Annotated in this window: 19 protein-coding genes and 1 riboswitch; of the genes, 13 read left to right on the forward strand and 6 right to left on the reverse strand. The window is 61.3% G+C overall.

Annotated features, from left to right (window positions below; all coding sequences use genetic code 11):
* Nucleotides 1–111 precede the first annotated feature (111 nt).
* Entirely contained in the window at nt 112–1,551 is a 1,440-nt protein-coding gene (locus ACXX83_RS27015) for a TolC family outer membrane protein (RefSeq protein ID WP_458550063.1), read from the reverse strand.
* Between the two features lie 205 nt (nt 1,552–1,756).
* A riboswitch (TPP riboswitch) is annotated at nt 1,757–1,862 on the forward strand.
* Between the two features lie 150 nt (nt 1,863–2,012).
* Here ACXX83_RS27015 and thiC point away from each other — a divergent pair.
* On the forward strand, nt 2,013–3,902 hold the full coding sequence (thiC, locus tag ACXX83_RS27020; RefSeq protein ID WP_007977453.1) for a phosphomethylpyrimidine synthase ThiC: 1,890 nt from the start codon (nt 2,013–2,015) through the stop codon (nt 3,900–3,902).
* A gap of 151 nt (nt 3,903–4,053) precedes the next feature.
* Nucleotides 4,054–5,346 carry a putative hydroxymethylpyrimidine transporter CytX gene (gene cytX, locus ACXX83_RS27025; protein WP_458550064.1) on the forward strand — a complete coding sequence of 431 codons (1,293 nt, stop codon included), beginning with the start codon at nt 4,054–4,056 and terminating at the stop codon, nt 5,344–5,346.
* Here the strand turns inward: cytX and ACXX83_RS27030 are convergent.
* Entirely contained in the window at nt 5,315–6,061 is a 747-nt protein-coding gene (locus tag ACXX83_RS27030; RefSeq protein WP_458550065.1) for an RsiV family protein, read from the reverse strand. The two genes, cytX and ACXX83_RS27030, sit on opposite strands and share 32 nt — an antisense overlap.
* A gap of 224 nt (nt 6,062–6,285) precedes the next feature.
* Here ACXX83_RS27030 and ACXX83_RS27035 point away from each other — a divergent pair, with 224 nt between their 5' ends.
* From ACXX83_RS27035 to ACXX83_RS27075, 9 genes are all read left to right on the forward strand, one after another.
* Complete coding sequence (locus ACXX83_RS27035; protein ID WP_015093209.1) at nt 6,286–6,903, forward strand: NUDIX domain-containing protein; 618 nt, start codon at nt 6,286–6,288, stop codon at nt 6,901–6,903.
* The gene (locus tag ACXX83_RS27040; RefSeq protein WP_007977461.1) at nt 6,894–7,346 is read left to right on the forward strand and encodes a DUF1249 domain-containing protein; all 453 of its coding nucleotides are present in this window, start codon (nt 6,894–6,896) and stop codon (nt 7,344–7,346) included. Before ACXX83_RS27035 ends, ACXX83_RS27040 begins: the two co-directional genes overlap by 10 nt.
* A gap of 112 nt (nt 7,347–7,458) precedes the next feature.
* Nucleotides 7,459–8,274, forward strand: a complete 816-nt coding sequence (gene cpdA, locus ACXX83_RS27045) for a 3',5'-cyclic-AMP phosphodiesterase (RefSeq protein ID WP_217837019.1) — start codon at nt 7,459–7,461, stop codon at nt 8,272–8,274.
* A gap of 203 nt (nt 8,275–8,477) precedes the next feature.
* Nucleotides 8,478–9,086 (forward strand): YqiA/YcfP family alpha/beta fold hydrolase, encoded by a 609-nt coding sequence (locus tag ACXX83_RS27050; RefSeq protein WP_458550066.1) that lies wholly within the window; start codon nt 8,478–8,480, stop codon nt 9,084–9,086.
* 50 nt (nt 9,087–9,136) lie between these two features.
* Entirely contained in the window at nt 9,137–11,041 is a 1,905-nt protein-coding gene (gene parE, locus ACXX83_RS27055; protein ID WP_458550067.1) for a DNA topoisomerase IV subunit B, read from the forward strand.
* On the forward strand, nt 11,041–12,030 hold the full coding sequence (locus ACXX83_RS27060) for an esterase-like activity of phytase family protein (protein WP_458550068.1): 990 nt from the start codon (nt 11,041–11,043) through the stop codon (nt 12,028–12,030). The genes parE and ACXX83_RS27060 overlap by 1 nt, the downstream gene beginning before the upstream one ends.
* Nucleotides 12,027–12,551: a retropepsin-like aspartic protease family protein gene (locus tag ACXX83_RS27065; protein WP_458550069.1), complete on the forward strand. Its 525-nt coding sequence runs from the start codon at nt 12,027–12,029 to the stop codon at nt 12,549–12,551. Before ACXX83_RS27060 ends, ACXX83_RS27065 begins: the two co-directional genes overlap by 4 nt.
* A gap of 7 nt (nt 12,552–12,558) precedes the next feature.
* On the forward strand, nt 12,559–14,826 hold the full coding sequence (gene parC / locus ACXX83_RS27070; RefSeq protein ID WP_015093214.1) for a DNA topoisomerase IV subunit A: 2,268 nt from the start codon (nt 12,559–12,561) through the stop codon (nt 14,824–14,826).
* A 175-nt stretch (nt 14,827–15,001) separates the two neighbouring features.
* Nucleotides 15,002–15,715, forward strand: coding sequence for a PqiC family protein (locus ACXX83_RS27075; RefSeq protein WP_458550070.1), 714 nt, complete (start codon nt 15,002–15,004; stop codon nt 15,713–15,715).
* Between the two features lie 260 nt (nt 15,716–15,975).
* Here ACXX83_RS27075 and ACXX83_RS27080 read toward each other — a convergent pair whose 3' ends face one another.
* On the reverse strand, nt 15,976–17,493 hold the full coding sequence (locus tag ACXX83_RS27080; protein ID WP_458550071.1) for an AhpA/YtjB family protein: 1,518 nt from the start codon (nt 17,491–17,493) through the stop codon (nt 15,976–15,978).
* 135 nt (nt 17,494–17,628) lie between these two features.
* Here ACXX83_RS27080 and serB point away from each other — a divergent pair, with 135 nt between their 5' ends.
* Nucleotides 17,629–18,843 carry a phosphoserine phosphatase SerB gene (gene serB, locus ACXX83_RS27085; RefSeq protein ID WP_057395688.1) on the forward strand — a complete coding sequence of 405 codons (1,215 nt, stop codon included), beginning with the start codon at nt 17,629–17,631 and terminating at the stop codon, nt 18,841–18,843.
* A gap of 131 nt (nt 18,844–18,974) precedes the next feature.
* Here the strand turns inward: serB and asd are convergent, their stop codons facing one another.
* The 3 genes from asd to ACXX83_RS27100 are packed head-to-tail and all read right to left on the reverse strand — an operon-like array spanning nt 18,975 to nt 22,250.
* Nucleotides 18,975–19,835, reverse strand: coding sequence for an archaetidylserine decarboxylase (asd, locus tag ACXX83_RS27090; protein ID WP_015093217.1), 861 nt, complete (start codon nt 19,833–19,835; stop codon nt 18,975–18,977).
* An 18-nt stretch (nt 19,836–19,853) separates the two neighbouring features.
* Nucleotides 19,854–20,669, reverse strand: a complete 816-nt coding sequence (locus ACXX83_RS27095; RefSeq protein WP_217837024.1) for a rhodanese-like domain-containing protein — start codon at nt 20,667–20,669, stop codon at nt 19,854–19,856.
* Between the two features lie 42 nt (nt 20,670–20,711).
* Nucleotides 20,712–22,250, reverse strand: coding sequence for an HDOD domain-containing protein (locus ACXX83_RS27100; protein WP_458550072.1), 1,539 nt, complete (start codon nt 22,248–22,250; stop codon nt 20,712–20,714).
* A 167-nt stretch (nt 22,251–22,417) separates the two neighbouring features.
* Here ACXX83_RS27100 and motA point away from each other — a divergent pair, with 167 nt between their 5' ends.
* A complete protein-coding gene (gene motA, locus ACXX83_RS27105) occupies nt 22,418–23,269 on the forward strand; it encodes a flagellar motor stator protein MotA (RefSeq protein ID WP_015093220.1) in 852 nt (283 codons plus the stop codon).
* The last annotated feature ends 3 nt before the right edge of the window (nt 23,270–23,272 follow it).

Here is a 23,272-nt window from a genome sequence, read left to right on the forward strand (position 1 = left end):
GCAAGTCGAATCGTCGCACCGCCGCTCCCACATTGGGCTACTGTCGTACACAAAACCTGTGCTCGCAGAAGATCCAATGTGGGAGCGGGCTTGCTCGCGAAGCTTTTGCTTTTACTGCTCCGGTCGCGCCTTCAACTGCTCCTCTGCCGCCTTGGCCAGATCCGGTGGCAGGAAATCCTTGTCCGGGTTGTAGTTGGGATTGAGCCAGCGTGCCAGGTTTTGCAGGTCCCCCGGATTCAACGTGCCGGCCTGTTGCTTCAGGCGCAGGTTGTCGAGGATGTAGTCGTAGCGGGTGTTGTTGTAGTCGCGCACCGAGTTGTAGAGCGAGCGCTGCGCATCCAGCACGTCGACGATGTTTCGCGTCCCCACCTGATAGCCGATTTCAGTCGCTTCCACCGCACTCTGGTTGGAGATGATCGATTGCTTGCGCGCCTGTACCTGCTCGACATCGGTGTTCACCGCGCGGTGCAGGTCGCGGGTGTTTTCCACGATGCTGCGGCGCAGCGCTTCGCGTTGCTGCTCGGTCTGGTCCAGTTGTGCATACGACTGGCGCACCTGGGAGTTGATCAGGCCACCGCTGTAGATCGGGATGTTCAGTTGCAGGCCGACAGTGGTTTGATCGACGTCGCCACCGTACGCCTGGGGCAGGGTGTTCGGGTTGCTGAAGCCCAGTGCATCGTTGTCGCCTTTCTCGTACTTGGCGATCGCGTCAACCGTTGGCAAGTGCCCGGACTTGCGTTGCTTGAGGGTTTGCTCGGCGGCGCTGACGGCATAGTTGCTGGCCAACAGATTGAGGTTCTGCCTGCCCGCGGTTTCGACCCAGGCCTTGGCGTCGTTCGGCACTGGCGGCAGGATCGGCAGGTTATGGCTGATGCCCCAGATCGAGTTGTACTGACGGTTGGTCAGGGTGATCAATGCTTCAAAGGCGTCGTCCACCTGGCGCTGCGCAACGATGCGGTTGGCGCGTGCGGTGTCGTAGCTGGCTTGTGAGTTCAACACGTCGGTCTTGTCCGAGAGGCCGACATCGAAACGCTCGTTGGATTGATCGAGCTGGCGCTTGAACGCCGCTTCTTCGGCCTTGGTCGAGGCCAGGTTGTCCTGGGTGCGCAGCACGTTGAAATAGCTGTCGGCGGTTTGCAGGATCAGGTTCTGCTCGGTCGCCGAGAGTTGCAGGGCGGCCTGTTCGTTGACTTCCTTGGCGGCCTGGAACTGGAACCAGCGGTCTGCCCGGAACAGCGGCTGCGCCAAAGTGGCCTGGTAGGAATGGGCATCGCGGTTGGACGTGCCCGACGGTTGATCGAGCGAGGTCCGCACCTCGGAAACATTGGCACCGCCCGAGAGGTTCGGCAGCAGCCCGGCGCGGGCCTGGGGGACGACTTCCTTCTGCGCGCCATATTGGGCGATGGCAGCCGCCAGATCGGCGTTGTTGTTGACGGCTTCCTGATAAACGCTGACGAGGTCGTTCTTGTTCGATAAGGGCGCATCTGCTGCCCAGGCCAATCCGTTGGACGCACAAGACACGGCAAGGGCCAGTGAGAGTTTGCGCAGCATAGACGATCCCTAGAATTGATATTACAAAGGTAATTTGAGCGCCAAGGCTAAGGCTCTGCTTCGACAGCGTCAATGCGCGGCTCAGCGTAGCGAGTGTAGTTGCGCAATGGGGTGGCAACAATCCTGATACTGCGTGTTATTACGCCATTCATCATGGTATTTGCCGGGGGGTTGGCGTTCTCTGCCAGTTGTGTCTAGACTGGCCGGGTTCTTGTCGGGGTGCCTTGCTATGAGGCTGAGATCGAATAATTTCGGATCCCGTTGAACCTGATCAGGTTAGCGCCTGCGTAGGGAACAAGATTTCTCGTCACCCGGCGAGTCCTCTTGTGCTTCGTCCGGGAAATTGTTCGACAATCGAACGCTCCCCGTGTGACGACGCACAGCACCAGTCCTGGTGCGTCCGTGCCTTTCAGGTTCTGCTCCGACAATCCACTGCCTGGATGCTGTCTGGAGAGCCCGTGATGACCATAAAAGCAAAAAACGCGATCAACCTCAGTGAGTCGGCCAAGGTCGATGAGCAGTCGGTTCAACCTTTTACCCGTTCGCAAAAAGTCTACGTCCAGGGCTCTCGCCCGGACATCCGCGTGCCGATGCGCGAAATCACCCTGGACGTGACGCCGACTGACTTCGGTGGCGAAATCAACGCCCCGGTGACTGTCTACGATACCTCGGGTCCCTACACCGATCCCAACGTGGTGATTGACGTGCGTAAAGGCCTGGGCGACGTGCGTTCAGCGTGGATCGACGACCGTGGTGACACCGAACGCCTGAGTGGCCTGAGTTCGAACTTCGGTCAGGAGCGCCTTGCCGATCCTGAGCTGACCAAACTTCGCTTTGCCCACGTGAACAACCCGCGCCGCGCCAAGGCCGGGGCCAACGTCAGCCAGATGCACTACGCGCGCAAAGGCATCATCACCGCCGAGATGGAATACGTCGCCATCCGCGAAAACATGAAGCTGCAAGAGGCCCGCGCCGCCGGCCTGTTGAAGCAACAGCACGCCGGCCACAGTTTCGGCGCGAGCATCCCGAAAGAAATCACCCCTGAATTCGTCCGAGAGGAAATCGCCCGCGGCCGCGCGATCATCCCGGCCAACATCAACCACACCGAACTGGAACCGATGATCATCGGCCGTAACTTCCTGGTGAAGATCAACGGCAACATCGGCAACAGCGCCCTGGGTTCGTCCATCGAAGAAGAAGTGGCGAAACTGACCTGGGGCATTCGCTGGGGGTCGGACACGGTCATGGACCTGTCCACCGGCAAGCACATCCACGAAACCCGTGAGTGGATCATCCGCAACTCACCGGTGCCGATCGGTACGGTGCCGATCTACCAGGCGCTGGAGAAGGTCAACGGCGTGGCCGAAGACCTGACCTGGGAGCTGTTCCGCGACACGCTGATCGAACAGGCCGAGCAGGGTGTCGACTACTTCACCATCCACGCCGGGGTGTTGCTGCGCTACGTACCGATGACCGCCAAGCGCGTGACCGGCATCGTGTCCCGTGGCGGCTCGATCATGGCCAAGTGGTGCCTGGCGCACCACAAAGAGAACTTCCTCTACACCCATTTCGACGAAATCTGCGAAATCATGAAGGCCTACGACGTCAGCTTCTCGCTGGGCGATGGCCTGCGTCCGGGCTCGATTGCCGACGCTAACGACGAAGCTCAGTTCGGCGAGCTGGAAACCCTCGGCGAGCTGACCAAGATTGCCTGGAAACACGACGTGCAGTGCATGATCGAAGGCCCGGGCCACGTGCCGATGCAGTTGATCAAGGAGAACATGGACAAGCAGCTGGAGTGCTGCGACGAGGCGCCGTTCTACACCCTCGGTCCGCTGACCACCGACATCGCGCCGGGCTACGACCACATCACTTCGGGCATCGGTGCGGCGATGATCGGCTGGTTCGGTTGCGCCATGCTCTGCTACGTGACGCCGAAGGAGCACCTGGGCCTGCCGAACAAGGATGACGTGAAGACCGGCATCATCACCTACAAGATCGCCGCGCACGCCGCCGATCTGGCGAAGGGGCACCCGGGCGCGCAGATCCGCGACAATGCCTTGAGCAAGGCGCGTTTCGAGTTCCGCTGGGAAGACCAGTTCAACCTGGGCCTCGATCCGGACACCGCGCGTTCGTATCACGACGAAACCCTGCCGAAGGATTCGGCCAAGGTCGCGCACTTCTGCTCGATGTGCGGGCCGAAGTTCTGCTCGATGAAAATCACCCAGGAAGTCCGCGAGTATGCGGCCAACCAACGGATCGAAGCGGTCGACGTGGACGTCGCCCAAGGCATGGCCGAACAGGCTGAGCGCTTCAAGCAGGAAGGCAGTCAGTTGTACAAGAAGGTTTGATCTGACCTGAATAAGGTGGGGCCTGAAAGGGCCTCATCGCGGGCAAGCCCGCTCCCACAGGGATTTGTGCAAGACGCAGATCCAGTGTGGGAGCGGGCTTGCCCGCGAAAGCGATCAACACAACAACAAATGTCCCTCTGAGATAACACCCTTGAGCATTCAACCCAGCACTTATTCACCCGACATCGTGGTGCCGACCGACAAACGTGTGTTCGGCGGTCGCGATCTGTTTTCCCTGTGGTTCTCCCTCGGCATCGGCCTGATGGTGTTGCAGACCGGTGCATTGCTCGCGCCGGGCCTGGGCCTGTCCGGTTCGTTGCTGGCGATTTTCCTCGGTACCCTGGTCGGCGTTCTGCTGCTGGCGGCGGTCGGGGTGATTGGCAGTGACACTGGCCTGTCGTCGATGGCCGCCCTCAAGCTCAGCCTCGGTACCAAGGGCGCGAGCCTGCCGGCGGTGCTGAACCTGCTGCAGCTGATCGGCTGGGGTTCGTTCGAAATCATTGTCATGCGCGATGCCGCCAGCCTGTTGGGCGCGAAGGCCTTCAACGAAGGCAGCCTGCTGTCGAATCCGCTGCTCTGGACCCTGTTCTTTGGCGGCCTGGCGACCCTGTTGGCGGTCAGTGGTCCGCTGACTTTCGTCCGGCAGATCCTGCGCAAGTGGGGCATCTGGCTGCTGCTGGCCGCGTGCATCTGGCTGACCTGGAACCTGTTCGCCAAGGCTGACCTGGCCGCGTTGTGGGCCCAGGCCGGTGATGGTTCGATGCCGTTTGCCGTGGGTTTCGACATCGCTATTGCCATGCCGCTCTCCTGGCTGCCGCTGATCGCCGACTACTCGCGGTTCGGCAAGCGGGCGAAAAACGTCTTCGGTGGCACCGCCATCGGTTTCTTCATCGGTAACTTCTGGCTGATGAGCCTGGGCGTGGCCTACACCCTGGCATTCGCGCCGAGCGGTGAAGTCAATGCCTTGCTGTTGGCGCTGGCCGGCGCCGGCCTGGGGATTCCGCTGCTGCTGATCCTGCTGGACGAGTCGGAAAAAGCCTTCGCCGATATTCACTCTGCGGCCGTTTCCAGCGGGATTCTGTTGCGCTTGAAGGTCGAGCATCTGGCGCTTGCCATCGGTGTAATCTGCACCCTGATCGCCTTCCTGGCGCCAGTGGCCCAGTACCAGAACTTCCTGCTGCTGATCGGATCGGTGTTTGCGCCGTTGTTCGGCGTGGTGCTGGTGGACCACTTCATCCTGCGCAAGCGCAGTGGCCAGGTGGCTTCAACCGCTTTGCGCTGGCCGGCGCTGCTCGCCTGGCTGGGCGGGGTCAGCACCTACCATCTGCTGGCCAATCTGTATCCGGACGTGGGTGCCACCCTGCCGGCGCTGGTCCTGGCAGGGTTGCTGCAGCTGGTGCTGGGCCGGGCTTTCAGTTACGGCCGGGAAACAGCTCGGGTTTGATGATGCCGTTCAGGCGAGGGTAGGGGATCTTCAGTTCGACATGGCCCAGCGCGTAAGGCGCAATGGTGCTGGTTTCGTACTTGAGGATCACCCCGCCGTAGGTCAGCGCCACGTTCTGGGTTTTCTGGAACGGCCAGCTCTTGACGAACTCCGGCTCCTGATCGAGCTTGGTGCTGATCAGCCAGCTGTTGTGCGCCACTTGCGCGGCTTTCCAGAATGCTTCTTCCTGCCCCGGCACCAACATGTCGGACAACGTCAGCACTTTATGCTGCTGGCGCGAGTAGTTGATGAAACCCCTCCCCGGCGTGCCATGGGCGCCGCCGGTGTCCAGGTAGCTGGACAATTCGATGATCACCAAGCCGTCATGCTGCTCACGTACCTTGGCCTGCAGATAGCTGCTGTTGCGCGGGCCGGCGGTGCGCAAAAACTCTTCGCGATAGGCCGCCAGGGTCGGTGCCACCGGCGCGTCGGGCGAGGTGCGGGTCATTTGCAGCAGGCGCTTTTCGATGATGCCGTCCAGTGCAGGCTCGTCCGGAAAGTGCAGGGTGTCGATGTTGACCAGCGGGCATTCCGGGTTGCTGCAACCGGGCTTGAGTTGCTCGGAAGCGTCGCGGGTGGTTTCCAGCGGCGTCCGGTAGTTGGGCTGGAACAGGCTCGCGCAAGCGCCCAGGGTCAGGGCGATGGCGGCCACGGAGGCGATTTTGAAAAGCGACATGGGCGTCCTTTCTGAAACAGGGGAAGGCAAAAAGTTACCGGCTTCGACTCTCAACAAAGCAATCAGTTCGCCACTAAGCTAATTAGAGAGGGTTTCGCCTTCACCGTCCATCCCGCTGACGGGAAAGGGGCTGCATCAAACATCACGGGCGCGTTAGGATGGCGCGAAGTCGAGGCCCAGGAAAAAAGGAACCTCGAACAGGATTCGCAGTAACGAGGATTGTCATGACGGATTTTGCCAACGCCATTCCGACCGCCGTTGATATCGTGCGGCGCGAAAAATGCTACGAGGGCTTCTACAAACTCGAACGCGTGCACTTGCGCCACGAATTGTTCGCCGGGGGCATGAGCCGTGAGATCAATCGTGAAGTGTTCGTGCGCCATGATGCGGTCTGCATGCTGCCTTACGATCCGCAGCGCGATGAAGTGGTGCTGATCGAGCAGTTTCGCGTCGGCGCCATGGGCAAGACCGACAACCCGTGGCTGATCGAACTGGTCGCTGGTCTGATCGACAAGGATGAAGTGCCGGAAGCAGTTGCTCACCGCGAAGCGCAGGAGGAAGCTGGGCTGGAAATCGGGGCGCTCTGGCCGATGCTCAAATATTTTCCATCGCCGGGCGGCAGTAACGAGTTCGTGCATTTGTACCTGGGGCGTTGTGACACCACCGGGGTTGGCGGCCTGCATGGGCTGGAGGAAGAGGCAGAAGACATCCGCGTCACGGTCTGGGCTTTCGAAGATGCCCTGCAAGCCGTGCGCGACGGGCGTATTGCCAACGCGGCGAGCATCATTGCCTTGCAATGGCTGGCTTTGAACCGCGTTGAAGTGAGGGGGTTATGGTCGTAAACAAGCTGCGCGATCGCTATCGGGTAGATCTGGTGGGGCTGCAAGCGTCCTGCGAGGCGAACTACGCGCGCCTGATGCGACTGCTGCCGGACATGCGCAGCGAGCCTGCTGCGCGGCGCATCGCCGTGACCCATGGCGACCAGATGCTCGGCGTGCTGGCCCTGGAGGTACTGCTGACCTGTCCTTACACCACGACCCTGCAAGTGCGCCAGGAACACAGCCTGCCGTGGCTGCCGGTGCCGCAACTGGAAGTGCAGGTCTATCACGATGCACGCATGGCCGAAGTGGTCAGCGCCGAACATGCACGACGCTTTCGCGGCATCTATCCTTACCCGAACGCCTCGATGCACCAGCCGGACGAAAAGGCCCAGCTGAACATGTTTCTGGGCGAATGGCTGAGCCATTGCCTGGCGCTGGGGCATGAGTACGAAGTAGTACGTTAACTGCGAAGCGCAGTTGTGAACTGCGTCAGGTTCACGGATTTCCCCTTTCGATCGTCCCCCAGCATAATTGCGGCACTTACCCATTCCCGTGATCACGCCCTGGGAGAACGCCTTGCCGAGCGTATCCACATTGACCACCGCCGATCCGGCGTTGCTGGTGCAACTCTCCGACAGCCATCTGTTTGCCGAAGCGGACGGTACGCTGCTGGGCATGAACACCCGCGATAGCCTGCAAAAGGTCATCGAACTGGTGCGCGCGCAACAGCCGCAGATCGATTTGATCCTGGCCACGGGTGATCTGTCCCAGGATGGGACGCTTGCGTCCTACCGGCAATTTCGCGAGATGACGAGCCAGTTGGATGCGCCGGCGCGCTGGATTCCCGGCAATCACGATGAGCCGCAGATCATGGCCGAGGCGGCGGTGCAGAGCGCTTTGCTCGAACCGGTGGTGGATATCGGCAACTGGCGGGTCACGATGCTCGATTCGGCGGTGCCGGGCTCGGTGCCGGGGTATTTGCAGGATGAACAGCTGCAGTTGCTCGCGCGTTCATTGAGCGAAGCACCGGAACGCCATCATCTGGTGTGCTTCCACCATCACCCGGTGCCCATCGGTTGTGCCTGGATGGAACCTATTGGCTTGCGCAATCCCGAGGCGCTGTTCGCCGTGCTGGACCGTTTCGAACAGGTGCGCGCGGTTTTGTGGGGGCATGTGCACCAGGAAATCGATCAGATGCGCAACGGCGTACGTTTGATCGCCTCACCCTCGACCTGCATCCAGTTCGAGCCGGGCAGCGAGGATTTCAAGGTCGGGGAACAGGCACCGGGCTATCGCTGGTTGCGACTGCTGCCCGATGGGGGGCTTGAAACCGGGGTAGAGCGGGTCACCGGGTTCGATTTCACTGTGGATTACGGTTCCAGCGGCTACTGATTTTTCATTTTTCTGGAAAACCGGGGCGCGGCCTTCGCGAGCAAGCCCGCTCCCACATTGGATCTGCGTCATTCACAAATCCCCTGTGGGAGCGAGCTTGCTCGCGATGACGTCTTCAAAGACACCTCGAATTTCGCGGATATCCCCGATTCCCCAGAGTCCCTGTAAACTCCGCCTCTTTAGCCGACGCACAGGGAACTCAAATGTCCGGTTCGATCCTTTACATCCACGGCTTCAACAGCTCGCCGTTGTCGAAGAAGGCCTGCCAGTTGGTCGAGGTGATGGAACGTCTGGGCCTGAGCGAACAGTTGCGCGTTCCGGCATTGCACCACCACCCGCGCCAGGCTATCGAGCAGCTGGAGCAGGCGATCGCCGAACTGGGACGGCCACTGCTGGTCGGCAGCTCCCTCGGCGGCTACTATGCCACTCACCTGGCCGAGCGCCATGGCTTGAAAGCCCTGTTGATCAACCCTGCCGTCAGCCCGCACCGGATGTTCGACGGCTATCTGGGGACGCAGAAAAACCTGTATACCGAAGAGGCCTGGGAATTGACCCACGACCACGTGACGGCCCTGGCCGAACTGGAAGTGCCGGCACCCCAGGATCCGCAGCGTTATCAGGTATGGTTGCAGACAGCTGACGAAACGTTGGACTATCGTCTCGCCCAGCAGTATTACCGGGCATGCGCCTTGCGTATCCAAGCCGGTGGCGACCACAGTTTCCAGGGTTTTGCCGCGCGATTGCCGGCCATGTTGAGTTTTGCCGGCATCGGCGCCGATTTGTATCAGGCAATCGATTTCACCGCATTGTGAGCGATAGCCCCATGAATTCTTTTTTCACCGAACACTGACGACGAGACCCCATGGCCACTCCCAGCGCTAGCTCTTATAACGCCGACGCCATCGAAGTCCTCTCGGGCCTCGACCCGGTGCGCAAACGCCCCGGCATGTACACCGACACCAGTCGGCCGAACCACCTTGCCCAGGAAGTCATCGACAACAGCGTCGACGAAGCCCTGGCCGGGCATGCCTCATCGGTACAGGTGATCCTGCATGCCGACCATTCGCTGGAAGTCAGCGATGACGGCCGTGGCATGCCGGTGGACATTCACCCCGAGGAAGGTGTTTCGGGCGTCGAGTTGATCCTCACCAAGCTTCATGCCGGTGGCAAGTTTTCCAACAAGAACTACCAGTTCTCCGGCGGTTTGCACGGGGTGGGTATTTCCGTGGTCAACGCCTTGTCCACCGAAGTGCGGGTGCGGGTCAAGCGTGACGGCAACGAGTACCAGATGACCTTCAAGGATGGCTACAAGGCCACCGAACTGGAGATCGTTGGCACTGTTGGCAAACGCAACACCGGCACCAGTGTGTTCTTCGCACCGGATCCGAAATACTTCGACTCCCCGAAATTCTCCATCAGCCGCCTCAAGCACGTGCTCAAGGCCAAGGCCGTGTTGTGCCCGGGGCTGCTGGTCAGCTTTGAAGACAAGGCCACCGGCGAGAAAGTCGAATGGCATTACGAAGACGGCCTGCGTTCCTACCTGGTGGATGCGGTCAGCGAATTCGAGCGCCTGCCGGAAGAGCCGTTCTGCGGCAGCCTGGCCGGTAATAAGGAAGCGGTGGATTGGGCGCTGCTGTGGCTGCCAGAAGGTGGCGACGCGGTACAGGAAAGCTACGTCAACCTGATCCCGACCGCCCAGGGCGGTACCCACGTCAACGGCTTGCGCCAAGGCCTGCTCGACGCCATGCGCGAGTTCTGCGAATTCCGCAGCCTGCTACCGCGCGGCGTGAAGCTGGCGCCGGAAGACGTCTGGGAACGTATCGCCTTCGTGCTGTCGATGAAGATGCAGGAGCCGCAATTCTCCGGCCAGACCAAGGAGCGCCTGTCGTCCCGTGAGGCGGCGGCGTTCGTCTCCGGTGTGGTCAAGGATGCGTTCAGCCTGTGGCTCAACGCTCACCCGGAAACCGGCATGCTGCTGGCGGAACTGGCGATCAACAACGCCGGCCGTCGCCTCAAGGCCAGCAAGAAGGTCGAGCGCAAACGCATTACCCAGGGCCCGGCGCTGCCGGGCAAGCTGGCCGACTGTGCCGGACAGGACCCGATGCGTTCCGAGCTGTTCCTGGTGGAGGGTGATTCCGCCGGTGGCTCGGCCAAGCAGGCGCGGGACAAAGAGTTCCAGGCGATCCTGCCGTTGCGCGGCAAGATCCTCAACACCTGGGAAGTTGACGGCAGCGAAGTGCTGGCCAGCCAGGAGGTGCACAACATCGCCGTGGCGATCGGTGTCGATCCGGGTGCGGCCGACATGAGCCAACTGCGCTACGGCAAGATCTGCATCCTCGCCGACGCCGACTCCGATGGTCTGCACATCGCGACCTTGCTGTGCGCCTTGTTCGTCCAGCACTTCCGCCCGCTGGTGGATGCCGGTCACGTCTACGTGGCCATGCCGCCGCTGTACCGCATCGACCTGGGCAAGGAAATCTACTACGCCCTGGACGAAGCCGAACGCGACGGCATCCTCGATCGTCTGGTAGCCGAGAAGAAACGCGGCAAACCACAGGTCACCCGATTCAAGGGCCTGGGTGAAATGAACCCGCCGCAGCTGCGTGAAACCACCATGGACCCGAACACTCGGCGTCTGGTGCAACTGACGCTGGAAGATTTCGAGGCTACCTCGGAAATGATGGACATGCTGCTGGCGAAGAAACGCGCCGGTGACCGCAAGACCTGGCTGGAGTCCAAGGGCAACCTGGCCGAGGTGCTGGGCTGATGCGTCTGGGCTTTGCCCTGGCCTGTGCGTTGCTGCTGACGTCGATTACGGTATCTGCCGAGCCGGCGCCACAGCTGCGCGTGTTGTCCGGGCATGTCATCGATGGCATGCCCGGTGGCAACCTGTCCGGGCTGGCGCAGTGCGGCAATGACTTGTGGGCAGTTTCCGACCGCGACGATGATCAGATCTACCGCCTCGATACCCGCGAATCCGTGTGGCAGGCACAAACGGTGCACATTGATGTACCACCGGTGCCTGACAGCGGTTTGCCCTGGGGGCTGAAGTCTCGTGTCTGGGGGGCTTCGTTCGTGCGTGGCGGCGATCTGGACTTCGAAGGCATCACCTGCGACAGCGTCGGCAATCGCTACATCGTCAGCGAAGGCCATGCCGCTGTCTTGCAAGTGCCGCCAACGGGGCCTGCTACCTGGCTGAAAATTTCGCCGATGATGGTTCGCGAGGCACGGGCCAGAGGTTTGCTGTTGCAATTCAATGCACTGTTCGAAGGGCTGGCGGTCAATCCGGCGGGCGATCAGATGTGGCTCGCCGCCGAGCGTAAAGGTCGCGGACTGCTGATGATCAAACGCAAGCAGACGTTGTGGGATTGCGACGGTGGCTGCGTGCTGCTGAGCGAGGCGGGCATGGAAATGCAACCCGAGCAGTTTCCCCGCGCCAGAGCTGTCTCGCGGGATTTCTCTGACCTGTCGCTGTTCAACGGCAAGCTGTTCACCCTTGAGCGCAACGCCTATCAGATTTGTCGCCGGGATCCGCAGACGGCCAGGGTCGAGCGCTGCTGGTCGTACGCCGCCGAGTTATTGCAGGAAAACCGTCGTTATCCACAGGACTACGGGTTGGAAGAAGCGTTGATCGTGGATGCCGATGGTGCCTGGATTGGTGTCGACAATAACTTCGGTGCGCGCGCCGATGGTGAAGTGCGTCCGGTGGTCTGGCGCTTCGCGGCGCCGGACGGTGGCTGGAGTGCCAGACTGTGAAGCAGCAAACGCCGGGGCGGCGCATCGGTCGGGTGTTCATGGTGCTGGCCTGGTGCGCAGCGCTGTTTCTGGCCACACGCTTTTTCGGCCACTGGGAAGCGCGGCAGCAAAATCCGAACGTGGTGGTCAGCTCGGAGCAGGGCGAAGGTTTCATCGAGGTGAAACTGGTCAGCAATGTGCAGGGGCATTTCGTTGCCAGCGGCCAGATCAACGGCCAGCCGGTGGACTTCATGCTTGATACCGGGGCGACCGATGTGTCGATTCCGGCGGACCTGGCCAGGCGTTTGAAGCTCGAAGAAGGATTCGGCGTGACCCTGAGCACGGCCAATGGCCTGAGCCAGGGCTATCGCACCCGTATTGAACGGCTGCAACTGGGCGACATCGTGCTGCGGGATGTGCGCGCACTGGTGGCCCCGGGGCTGCATGGCGATCAGGTGTTGCTCGGCATGAGCGCACTGAACAAACTTGAATTTACCCAGCGCGGTGGCACCATGCTGCTGCGCCAGACAACGAACCGATGAGGCCCGCATGAGCGACTCCCTTGATCTCAGCCTGGACGGTGTAGAACGCCGGTCACTGGCTGACTTCACCGAAAATGCCTACCTCAACTACTCCATGTACGTGATCATGGACCGTGCCTTGCCGCATATCGGCGACGGTCTGAAACCGGTACAGCGGCGTATCGTCTACGCCATGAGCGAGCTGGGGCTGGACGCCGATTCCAAGCACAAGAAATCGGCGCGTACCGTCGGTGACGTGCTCGGTAAATTCCACCCCCACGGCGACTCGGCCTGCTACGAAGCCATGGTCCTGATGGCCCAGCCGTTCAGCTACCGCTACACGCTGGTCGACGGCCAGGGCAACTGGGGTGCGCCGGATGATCCCAAGTCCTTCGCCGCCATGCGTTACACCGAAGCGCGGCTGTCGCGTTATTCCGAAGTGCTGCTCAGCGAGCTGGGCCAGGGCACGGCGGACTGGGGGCCGAACTTCGATGGCACGCTGGACGAGCCGCTGGTCCTGCCGGCCCGTTTGCCGAACATCCTGCTCAACGGCACCACCGGCATCGCCGTGGGCATGGCCACCGACGTGCCGCCGCACAACCTGCGCGAAGTCGCCACGGCGTGCGTGCGTTTGCTCGATGAGCCCAAGGCCACGGTCGAACAGCTCTGCGAACACATCCAGGGCCCGGATTACCCGACCGAAGCGGAAATCATCACCCCGCGCGCCGACCTGCTGAAAATCTACGAAACCGGTCGCGGCTCGGTGCGCATGCGCGCCGTGTATCACATCGAAGACGGCGACATCATCGTCACCGCGTTGCCGCATCAGGTCTCGGGCGCCAAGGTGCTGGAGCAGATCGCCGCGATGATGCAGGCCAAGCCGTCCAAGGCCCCGCAAATCGCCGACCTGCGCGACGAATCCGATCACGAAAACCCGTGCCGGATCGTGATCATTCCGGGGGCGCGCAAAAACTTCGACCACGATGCCTTGATGCAACACCTGTTCGCCAGCACCGAGCTGGAGTCGAGCTACCGGGTCAACATCAACATCATCGGTCTGGACGGCAAACCGCAGCTGAAAAACCTGCGCGCGCTGCTGGTCGAATGGCTGGAGTTCCGGGTGCAGACCGTGCGTCGTCGCCTGCAATTCCGCCTCGACAAGGTTGAGCGTCGCCTGCACCTGTTGGACGGTTTGCTGATTGCCTACCTCAACCTGGATGAAGTGATCCACATCATCCGTACCGAGGAACAGCCACGGGCCAAACTGATCGAACGCTTCGCCCTGAGCGAGATCCAGGCCGACTACATCCTCGACACCCGTTTGCGTCAGCTGGCGCGACTGGAAGAGATGAAGCTGCGTGCCGAGCAGGATGAACTGCTCAAGGAACAAGCCAAGCTGCAAGCCCTGCTGAGCAGCGAAGCCAAGTTGAAGAAACTGGTGCGCACCGAGCTGATCAAGGACGCCGAAACCTACGGCGACGACCGTCGTTCGCCGATTGTCGAGCGCGCCGAGGCCAAGGCCCTGACCGAACATGATCTGCTGCCGAACGAGAAAGTGACGGTCGTACTGTCGGAAAAGGGCTGGATTCGTTCCGCCAAAGGCCACGAGATCGATGCCACCGGGCTTTCCTACAAGGCCGGGGACGGTTTCAAGGCGCTGGCCGCCGGGCGCTCCAACCAGTTTGCCGTGTTTATCGACTCCACCGGTCGCAGTTATTCGGTAGCGGCCCATACCTTGCCGTCGGCCCGTGGCCAGGGCGAACCGCTGACCGGTCGCCTGACGCCGCCGCCGGGAGCGAGTTTCGAATGCGTGCTGATGCCCGAGGACGACGCGCTGTACGTGATCGCCTCCGACGCCGGCTACGGTTTCGTGGTCAAGGGCGAGGACCTGCAAGCCAAGAACAAGGCGGGCAAGGCCCTGTTGAGCCTGCCGAACAACGCCAAGGTCATGCTGCCGCGCCCTGTGGCCGATCGTGAGCAGAACTGGCTGGCGTCGGTGACGACCGAAGGTCGCCTGTTGATCTTCAAGATCAGCGACCTGCCACAATTAGGGAAAGGCAAAGGCAACAAGATCATCGGGATTCCCGGTGAGCGAGTGGCCAGTCGCGAAGAGTATGTGACGGACATCGCCGTATTGCCGGACGGTGCAACATTGGTGTTGCAGGCTGGGAAACGTACCTTGTCACTGAAAGCGGACGACCTCGAACACTACAAGGGTGAACGTGGCCGTCGTGGCAACAAACTGCCGCGTGGCTTCCAGCGGGTAGATGCGCTGCTCGTCGAAAACCTCAATTAGGCGACATAGAAGCGCCGAACTACGAATTAACCCGTAGTTCGGCGCTTTGCGCTGGAGTCGGAACGCATATTCACGGATGATATGGCCTTTCAAGCGCCGGCACTGCCGCGCGTTCTTCATATTTATTGAGTATTTTCACTGTGATCAGCCTTTTATTGATCACCTGGATGGGACGATGACTGCTCTGCGCCTTCCTTTTATTCTTATGCTCGCCGGCGTTCTTGGCCTGGCGGGTTGCAGCGTTCACCAACCGGTGTCGTTGTATCAGCTGGACGCTGGAAACCCTGTTCAGCCTGCACAGAACGCGGGCATGGCGGTATTGTTGGGCCCGGTCACCGTGGCCGACTACCTGCAGCGCGAAACCCTGTTGCAGCGTCAGCCGGATGGCAGCTTGCAAGCATCGACCGACGGTCGTTGGGCCGGCAGCCTTTCGTCGGATATCGATCAGTTGCTGCTGCGTCAGGTCGCAGGTCACCTGGACAGCCAGCGCGTAGTGCTCGCCCCGGCAACATTGGGGTTCACCCCGGACGTTCAGGTGCTGCTGACCATCACGCGCCTTGATTCGGGTGCAAAACAACCGGCGATCCTCGATGCGCAATGGCGCCTGATCGACCGTCGCGGGCAGGTCCGTGATAATCGCATCATCCATTTGCAGGAACAGCATGCCGGTAGTACGGCGGCTCAGGTCCAGGCACAGGGCGTGTTGTTGCAACGCCTGGCCGAGCAATTGTCGGTGGCGCTCAAGCCACTGGCCAATCAGCCACCGATCGCCGAAGTCCCGCGTAAAGCGCCAGCCAAGGCGGCTGCACCTGCGGTAGAACAGGAAAAGCAGCCGAAGATCCCGATGGCCGCGCCTATTCGTACGGATATGGAAGTGTTCCGCTTCTAAGCCAGAGCTGAAGCTGTTCCCTCAATAAAGCCCGCCTTGTGCGGGCTTTATTGTTTCTGCCGGCTGGCGATCTCTAGTGTGGCTGGTGGCCTCATCGCGAGCAGGCTCGCTCCCACAGGGGATCTTCAGTGAGCACTCCGTTGTGGTAAACCCGGATCAATTGTGGGAGCGAGCCTGCTCGCGAAGGCGTAGGTGCAGACAACAAAAAAGCCCGCAGACGATCACTCATCTGCGGGCTTCATTGTGGTCGGGCCTAAGGTTTAAGCCCGGCGCTCGTGCATCCGCGCCAGTTGCCGTTCAAGCATCGATGGATACGGCTCCATCAACCGTTCCACGCAGCATGCACCTTCAGGGCTGGCAATCGGGCGGATCCGTGCGCGCTGACGGATCAAGGCGTCGTCGCTGATCTTGCGTTCCACCAGCAGCAGGTTGCGGCTGTGTTGCGACAGGGCCAGGGCGTCCTGGGCAGGGTCGGTCAGCAGCAGGTCGATCTGGCTCAGGCCGAACAGTTCGTCTCCCAGGGTCAGGCCCAACTGCAATTGCAGGGTGATGCCGCTGTCCGCGACTTCGATCTGCAACTGGTGGCCCAGGGCCCGCAACAGCTCGCCACAGCAAATGGCGTTGGTCAGGTAATCGTCGCCGCTGTCTTCAGTGTGGAACAGCATCAGCGTGCTGCCATCGTTCAATGTCTCCACTTCGCCTTGATACAGCGATGCGGCCTGGTCGAGGCAATCGCGATAACGCTCCAGCAGTTCTTCAAGGCGCGCCCGCGGCAGGCGGCGCAGTTGCTCCTGGGAACCCAGTTGCACCGCCAGTACCGCGCTGTGTTGTGGCACGCTCGGCGTAGCCTTGCGAATCACCGGTTGCGGGGTGCTGTCCAGCGACTCGTCGCGCAGGTCGGCGAACGGGTCTTCGTCATCGTCGTCTTCGACGGTGCTGACGATCTGCCGTGGCGCTGGCTTGAGCGCCGCTACCGGGCGGCTCTCGTCGAAACTCGGATCGCGCAGGTTACGGACTTCGAAGGCCGGGTCGACCTCGTCATCGGCCTCGTCGAATTCCGGCTCCGGTTCCGGCACAGGGGCAGGCTCCGGGGCGAAGTTGGCGTGCAGCTGACGCGCCAGGTCGCCGATTTCGTCCTGGCGGTCGGTGGCCGGGGTGTATTCATCGATATTGCGCAGCCACACCCGCAATTGCAGCAGGGGCGTTGAGAGATACCGCCCCATGCGCAGGCTCAGGGCCAGGGACAGGGCCAGCAGGATGGCGCTGAGGATGCCCATGCTTTGCAGGCTGATGGTCATCGGCTGCTGGAATTGGTCCATGTCCAGACTTATGCGCAATTGCCCGGCGGTCACGTCCTGGAAGGTGATCTTGCTCTGGTACATGCCTTCGGCTTCGCCCAGCAGGCCATGCTTGGGACGCTGGCCGGATTCGGCAAGGATGCGGTTGTCCGGACTGTAGATGGCGGCGTGGGCCACCAGCTTGTTCTTGGTCAGGTTATTGAGCAGCACATTGAGGCTGAGGATGTCGTTGGACACCAACAGCTCCGTGGCCGAAGTGGCCGTCTGCGTTGTCAGGCTTTCGCCCAGCGCATCCGCCTGCTCATGCATGGCCTGCTTGAATTGCAGGCCCATCACGCCGGCATAGATGACCAGGGCCAGGGCGACCAGGATCACGTTATGGCTGGCGATGCGCAATGCAATCGGTACACGGCGGTGGCGCAGTGCCCGGAAGATCAGCAGGAAGAAGTTATCGGTTTTTACTGGCGTAGGCCGGTTCACTTGAGCTCGGCTCTTTTGTCCGTGAAGTTGACGCGCAGTATAGCGACAGGCCCTAGACCGTCAAAGCGCTCACGGTGCCCGATGGTCACTGAAAGTGGGTAGAATGCGGTTTTTTTCCACCTGCGGGGGTGCGCCTTGCGCGAAATCGTCCTGATAAACATCACGGGAGTCGACCGTCCGGGTCTGACTGCGGCCATTACCGGCGTTCTGGCCCAGGGTGGTGTGAACATTCTCGACATCGGTCAGGCGGTGATCCACGACACCTTGTCGTTCGGCATCCTGGTTGAAATTCCCGACACCGAGCAAGGCAAGTCCGTGCTCAAGGACATCTTGTTCAAGGGCTACGAGCTCGATCAACAGGTGCGTTTCACACCGGTGTCCGAACAGGATTACCAGCAGTGGGTCGGCAACCAGGGCAAAAAGCGCCACATCGTGACCCTGTTGACCCGCAAGGTGACAGCCGGGCAGTTGCAGGCCGTGAGTTCGATCACCGCCAAATATGGCCTGAACATTGACCACATCGATCGTCTGTCCGGGCGCATGCCGCTGGACACCCCGGCCGACAAGGGCAAGGGCTGCATCGAGTTTTCCGTGCGTGGCGAGGCGGCTGATCCGCAGGCGCTGCGGGCCGAATTCCTCAGTGTCGCCCAGGAACTGAACGTCGACATCGCCTTCCAGGAAGATTCGCTGTTCCGTCGCAATCGTCGCCTGGCGGTGTTCGACATGGACTCGACCCTGATCGAAGCCGAAGTGATCGACGAACTGGCCAAGGCGGCTGGCGTGGGTGACAAGGTTTCGGAAATCACTGAGCGGGCGATGGCCGGCGAACTGGACTTCCGCGCCAGCTTCAAGGAGCGCCTGGCCTTGCTCAAAGGTCTGGACGTCAATGTGCTGGATTCCATCGGTGCTTCGTTGCGCCTGACCGAAGGCGCGGAAACCCTGTTCGCCGAACTCAAGCGCCTGGGCTACAAGACCGCGATCCTGTCGGGCGGCTTCACCTACTTCGCCAAGCAACTGCAGGCCAAGCTGGGGATCGACTACGTGTTTGCCAACGAACTGGAAGTGGTCGACGGCAAAGTCACCGGCGTAGCGGTCGAGCCGATTGTCGATGCGCAGCGCAAGGCGGATTTGCTGAAGGAACTGGCACACAAGGAAGGCTTGCGCCTGGAGCAGACCATTGCGGTCGGTGACGGTGCCAATGACTTGCCGATGCTGGCGATTGCCGGGTTGGGCGTAGCGTTCCGCGCCAAGCCGCTGGTCAAGCAGTCGGCCAAGCAGGCCATTTCGACGCTGGGCCTGGATGGCGTGCTGTACCTGCTGGGCTTCCGCGATCGCGACGGACAGCTGTAACGCCGCAAAACACCTGTAGGAGCGAGCTTGCTCGCGATGGTCGCCAACGATGACGCGGGCTTTCTGAATACCCGCGTCGTTCTCAGGTTCATCGCGAGCAGGCTCGCTCCTACAGTGAATGGCGGTGTCTATCAGGCCTTTGGCGAACCCATGCCCTGACCCATCTGCACCGCTGTACCGGCAGTCATTTCTTCAGCCCACTTCACCTGATCCGGCCCGAACAGCACGACAGCGGTCGAACCCAGTTTGAAGCGGCCCAGTTCCGCACCTTTTTCCAGATGGATCGGCGCGCGAGCGGCTTCGTCGTAGCGGAAGGTTTTCAGCTCGCGTTTCGGCGGCGTGACCAGGCCGGCCCAGACGGTTTCAATCGAAGCCACGATCATCGCGCCCACCAGCACCACGGCCATCGGCCCGCGCTCGGTGTCGAAAATGCACGCTACGCGCTCGTTGCGGGCGAACAGTTCCGGAACGTTTTCAGCGGTGGTCTGGTTGACCGAGAACAGACGGCCCGGGATGTAGACCATCTCGCGCAGGGTGCCGGCCAGCGGCATGTGCACGCGGTGGTAGTCCTTCGGCGACAGGTAGATGGTCGCGAAGTCACCGCCCATGAACGGCGCAGCATTCGCCGCATCGCCACCCAACAGTTCCAGCACGCTGAAACTGTGGCCCTTGGCCTGGAAAACACGACCGTGCTCGATCGGGCCGAGCTGGCTGATCGCGCCGTCGGCCGGGCAGAGGATCGCGCCCGGAGTTTCGTCCAACGGACGGGCACCGTCTTTCAGTGCGCGGGTGAAGAACGCGTTGAAGTGCTCGTAGGCAGTCAGGTCTTCGACCAGCGCCTGGGACATGTCCACCTGATAGCGCTTGGCGAACCAGGCGGTAAAGGCATTCTTGAACCAGCGCACGCGGCATTCGGCGATGCAGCCGGCCAGTCGCGAGAGCAAGTTGTGGGGCAGCAGGTACTGGCCGAGGAGAAACAGACGCTTGTTCATTAACAGTCCTTAAAAATCTTAAATTTCTACCGGGGTATCGGGATGGTTGCCCCATTCGCCCCAAGAGCCGGCGTAGCCCTTGACCCGCGGATAACCGAGGGACTTGGCCACCAGATAGGTGAAGCCAGAACGGTGGTGGGTCTGGCAGTGGGTAATCACTTCTTTGTCTTTGCTGATCCCGAGTTTTTCGAGGATCTGCGGCATGTCGGTGCGGATGCGCAGCTGGCGTGCCCGATCCATGCCGGAGGTCCATTCGAAATTGACCGCGCCGGGAATGTGCCCGCCCTTGGCCGCCAGGACTTTCTCGCCGGAATACTCCAGCGGCCCGCGTGCGTCCCAGATGGCCAGGTCGGCAGCGCCGAGCCGGCTTTGCAGGTATTCGCGGGTGGCGGTGGGTTCATCGTGCAAGGTCAGAGAAACCGGGCCACCCACGGCTGGGGGGATCTGGATCGACATGGGCAAACCTTCTGCCAGCCAGGCCGTCAGGCCGCCGTCGACATAGTGGTACTTGCTGTGGCCGATGACATCCAGCAGCCAGATGAAGCGTCCAGCCCAACCGCCGCCTTCGTCGTCATACACCACGTAGACCGCATCGGGATTGTGTCCCAGCTCGCCAAACAGCGTTTCGAGCGCTGCCTGCGGGGGCATCAGTCCCGGGGCGGGGGCCTGCCCCAGTTGCGTGCGTTTCGGATCGACAAAGCGCGCGCCGGGAATGTGTCCCTCGGCGTAGCGGGCGGGACTGGTCAAGTCCACCAGAATCAGTTCGCGGGCGTCGAGGCGAGGGAGCAAGTCGCTCGGCTCGATCACCAGCGGCAAGCCAGAGAAGTCAGACATGTGAGGTCTCCAGAGCACAAAAGGGAGGATTGTAGCGCAGCCTTATTGGCCGCGGTGGCTAAAGCTATGCAGGGCTTTTTCGATGCACTGCGCGGTTTTGCCGAAGGCCTGTACGGAAATTTCCGAAAACGGCCCGCCGCCCTGGTCCGCCACGACGATCATGATCACCCGGCCATTATTGACCAGCGAGCGCAGCAGCAGGTGTTCGCCGCTGAACTGCGAACGCAGGCTGTTGGGCAGCAGGGCCGAGAATTGCGCGTTGTTGGCCGGCGTCAGGCGGACCTGGGCCTGTTGCGCGAGCAGGCGTTGCAACACGTTGCTCTGGCTGACCACGAAGTTCAGCCCGGCTGTCTCCTTCGCCAGGCCGGCCGTCTGGTGCACACGCAGGTTGGCATGGGTACGGTCGGCCATCAGGATCATCACCCTACGCATGCCGCAGGCCACGAGGGCGTCCCGGGCGGCGATGGTCAAGTGCATGGCGTTGGTGAAGCGACTCGGCTCGACCAGCAATTCGGCGCATTGCTTGCGCCATTTCGCCAGATCTTCGGCAGTGGGTGCCGCGGCTGGTAGCAAACCTGCGTGGACACGGTTCATGCCCCACGGCCAGATCAGCGATTCGGCGGGGTGCCAGAGGTCGGGCATGGCGTGATGGCGCGCGCTGTTGGCGGCTTGCTGGTGCAGTTGTTGTTGCACCTCATCCATTGGCATTTGCAGGTAAAGGCTGGTCAGGTACTGCCAGCGTTCACTGTGCGGGCTGTCCCAGGCGTGTTGTGCCGACAGCGCCAGCCCGTTGGCCAGCAGCACCGTATTGGCCGGTTGATTGAGCCAGCGGCGCAGGGTCGGATCGTCATCCAGGCGGTTCCGCTGGCGCAACGGGTGCTCGCTGTCTCGGGCGATGCGCAGGACTTTCACCAGCTCCCGCTGCTCGGTGAGCAATAGTCGATAGCCCTGTTGCACCCAGATCGGCAAGCGCCAGACCTCCACCAGCGCCTGGCCGATGTCCAGCAGGCGTACGCCAAACAGTTGCATTTCGACTTTACGTGCCGACTCACCTTTATGGATGACCCGCAGTTCCCAGTCTTCGAGCAGTTTTGGATGGGTCAGCGCCAAAGGCCACAGGGGCGAAAGAAACAGCAGGCTACCCCAGTGGATGTCCTGCCACAGGCGCGCCAGGCGACTGGCAAAAAAACCATTGGCCTGTTGTGTGGCGTGCTGGCTGATCATCTGCAGCTGACGCAAGGCTTTGGGGATTTCGGACTGGGGTTCGGCGGGCAGGCGTGCGAGCAGCTCTTCGGCGCGCTTCAAGCCGAGGCGATTGATCGCTATCTCGAGGTTTTCCGCCGGCTCGGCCATACCGCCGTGGGTGTGCCGGTTGGCTTCGCGAATCACGCTCAAGGCCAGGGCGGGGCTGCCTTGCATGAGGTCGGCGATATCGCGTAGCGAGCTGCGATTGTCGCGGATGGCCTTGCAGACCCGGTCGTGGCTGGCTTGCGGAACCGGCAGGCGCACGCCATCGAGCAGCTTGACCCAGCCTTCGAGCGTCGTCGGTTTTGGTGTTGGAACGTTCGTTTCGTTAACCATGGTGGGAGGCGATCATCGTCAACAATACCTGTGCCCTGAAGGGGTCAAATTAGCTTTTCGCCTGAACTGGCTATAGTCTGGCGCAGTTTTGCCGATAAGTAGAAGAAGAGATTTTTTAACTTCCGAATATGACCTTGAACCCGACTCAGTAAGTGCTCTCCTAACCTATGGCTAAAATTATCGGCATCATCGTCGTATTCGCGAGCGTGCTCGGCGGATACGTGCTTTCCCACGGCAAGATTGCCGCCCTGATCCAGCCTTTCGAGGTCATGATCATCGGTGGTGCGGCCCTCGGCGCCTTCTTGCAGGCCAACCCCGGCTACATGACGATGCACGTGCTCAAGAAGTCTTTGAGCATGTTCAGTTCGCGTTTCAACCACGCCTTTTACCTTGAAGTGCTGGGCCTGATCTACGAGATCCTCAACAAGAGCCGCCGCGAAGGCATGATGGCCATCGAAGGCGACATCGAAGATGCCGCCGCGAGCCCGATCTTCGCCAAGTACCCGACGGTCCTCAAGGACGAACGCATGACCGCGTTCATCTGTGATTACCTGCGCATCATGTCCTCCGGCAACATGGCCCCGCACGAGCTTGAAGGCCTGTTCGACATGGAGCTGTTCAGCCTAAAGGAAGACCTGGAGCACCCATCCCACGCGGTCAACGGCATCGCCGACGCCATGCCCGGTTTCGGTATCGTCGCGGCGGTACTGGGTATCGTGGTGACCATGGCCTCGCTGGGTGAGGGTGACCAGAAGTCCATCGGCCTGCACGTCGGTGCGGCACTGGTCGGTACCTTCTTCGGTATTCTCGCCGCCTACGGCTTCTTTGGCCCGCTGGCCCATTCCCTGGCCCACGATGCCAAGGAAGAGCTGAACGTCTACGAAGCCATCAAGGCCTCGCTGGTGGCTTCGGCTTCCGGCATGCCGCCATCGCTGGCCGTAGAGTTCGGGCGCAAGGTCCTGTACCCGGCGCACCGTCCAAGCTTCGCCGAGCTGGAACAAGCGGTTCGCGGTCGTTAAGTT

It is taken from the genome of Pseudomonas sp. GNP012 (assembly GCF_054343835.1).